1 protein-coding gene is annotated in these 2,521 nt (G+C 39.6%); it reads right to left on the bottom strand.

What is annotated here, in order from left to right:
* Positions 1–112: 112 nt before the first annotated feature.
* On the bottom strand, positions 113–1,936 hold the full coding sequence (locus P855_RS0100665; protein WP_028781805.1) for a reverse transcriptase/maturase family protein: 1,824 nt from the start codon (positions 1,934–1,936) through the stop codon (positions 113–115).
* Between the last annotated feature and the right edge of the window lie 585 nt (positions 1,937–2,521).

Raw genomic sequence — 2,521 nt, 5'->3', positions numbered from 1 at the left:
GTAGAGTAAGCATCCAGCGCCTTATCACATTGCTGCGATAGGTTTCCTGATGCTCCTCTCCGAACCGGACTTACACGTCTCCATGTATCCGGCTCTCCATCTGTCATCTGCTTCATATCTCGCCTTTATGTCTCTTGGTATGACAATCCTTACACAAAGCAATTGTCTTACGATTTCTAGCTATCATTTGTTGTTCGAGATATGATTTTTTCGACTTTTCCCGGAGGTTTTTTAATTTCTTTACGTGATGCATATGAATGGTAACTCCATCTCTTTTACATAGCTCGCATCTTTCTGCCTTTATCCGATCAGACAATTTTGTAGTACTCAATACGTACCGCGTATTAGGTTCAAGGTCTATTTGTTCTTTTGATAATCCTGTTATTTTTGGAAATCTTCTATCAATAAAATGCATATGTTGAGTACCTTTGCTGGTTTGATATTCAACAGTGAACTTTTTGTTTTTTTCATATTTCTTTCGGATATGTTTGGCATTAGTTCTGTACTTTGATGCAAAAGTTTTAAGCATCGAATAGTACATGAAATAAGAGAAGCGATGCATATGGTTGCTCACGTTTTCAGCTAGTCGAAAATAGTTATACAATCCTCTGATTTCACTATTATATTGTGCGACAATTTCGATGTCTTCACTATGTTGAAAGTAGCCCCTGAATTTTGGTTTCCACGTTCCATCAGCACACATTTTAATGGCTTTATATTTTTGGAGCTTGTCTACCCATGCCTTGTGGGGCATTTTAAGTTTCACTTTCCCATTCAGTAACCTTTGCTTCCTTCCCAGACGATTCCGACGGAATGAATGGTTTTTTACGATTTCGATTTCATACCCTAAAAAATGTGCTGATTTGTTGGACGCATGGGTAATTAACGTTTTTTCCATAGATAACTCAAGATTTAACTTTTTTGCCAAGTAAGTGGCAATATCATCCCTAACCTGTTTAGCATCCTTCTTTGATCCTATAATCCCGATAAGAAAATCATCTGCGTAACGAACATATGATAACCTTCGGTATTCCGAATCCATGGGATTACTGTAGCTTGTTCGAAGCAAGGTTTCTTCAACATGTGTTAGTTGCTTCTTTAGCTCATCGACAGCTTGGTTATTTCCTTGTTCATAGGCTTGTTTTATTTCTTTCTGGATATCTGCACTTTCTGAGCTTAATTGTCGATATTTAGGGTTTCTTCTACGTTTCCTTCCGACATTAAATTGGTCCCTATATTCTTTTATATAAGTATCCAATTCGTTTAAATAGATATTGGAGAGTATGGGACTAATGATTCCTCCTTGCGGCGCTCCACTATATGTTTGATGAAACTTCCATTCCTCTACATATCCAGCCCGCAGGAATTTCCATATAAGATCTAGGAATGCTTCATCAGCAATCCTTTTTCTTAGGATTTTTATGAGGGTATGGTGTTCAATGTTGTCAAAAAATCCCTTGATATCCCCTTCCACAAACCATTTGCTCCCTGTGAACGTACGTTTAATCTCTAACAGGGCGCTGTGGCAACTCTTCTTCCCCTGATAGGCATGAGATGAGGAGGAGAAAGAGGGTTCAAATATAGCCTCCAATATCAAACGAATAACTTCTTGGACCAATTTGTCGCAAAAGCTCGGTATTCCCAATGGTCGTCTTTTGCCATTTTTCTTCGGGATATAAATCCTCTTAGAAGGATAGGGTTGATAGCTCTTGTTTCTTAAAACCTTAATCAATTTGTCAATCTGATCCATGGAAAAACCATCAATAGACCGTTGGTCTACTCCAAGGGTTAGAGCACCATTATTTTTGCTTAAATTGTCATAGGCAAGTAAAAAGAAATCTGGATTGTATAATTGACGATAGAGCCTTTTATACTTATATTTTTGATCAAGACTCTTTCTTTGCAGATTGCTTAATACTACTTTTGGACATTGCATAGTGCCTTTCGCACCTCCCCAATTTAGTAGTAAGCTGACAGACTGCTCTCCTTCGCCTTGTACTAGGCTTTCCCTAGCTCTGACTACTACGAGAGCTCCGTTGCCTTATCAGATATTCATAAGCCATACTTCTTGACCGTTAGGTCTTGAAGTTCTCCTCAATAGCCATAGTGGCATTCTGACTTAGGCAATCCCCATTTAGTGAGCAAGGAATTTGCCTGCATGATGTCGGATGCGAGTTTCACACGTTGCTTCCATATAGAAGTGGGCGACAGGACGACCTATTCATAGAGATGACATACAATACCTCTATGATTCCTGTCGAGTTTCGTTTATAAGTACCTTCCGAAACTAGTTACGGTGGCCTCCCTAGTGCTATCGTTCAAGCAGTCTAGCTTTCATCCTTATTCATGCATCATATCTTGCCGTTCAGTCGTGGCTTGGTACTTAGCCAACTTACGGCTTTCTTGACATGCTATTGTCCCCTTAAAGTTTCCTTTCAGGGTTAGCCAAGTGATACTAGGTCATTAGGTCAGACCTAACGGTTTGCAATCACCGTGTTTCCTTGCCCCCTTATGGGCGCAC

It is taken from the genome of Thalassobacillus devorans MSP14, from assembly GCF_000496835.1.
Taxonomy (GTDB): domain Bacteria; phylum Bacillota; class Bacilli; order Bacillales; family Halobacillaceae; genus Thalassobacillus; species Thalassobacillus devorans_B.
This window is presented reverse-complemented; position numbering and strand designations above follow the sequence as displayed.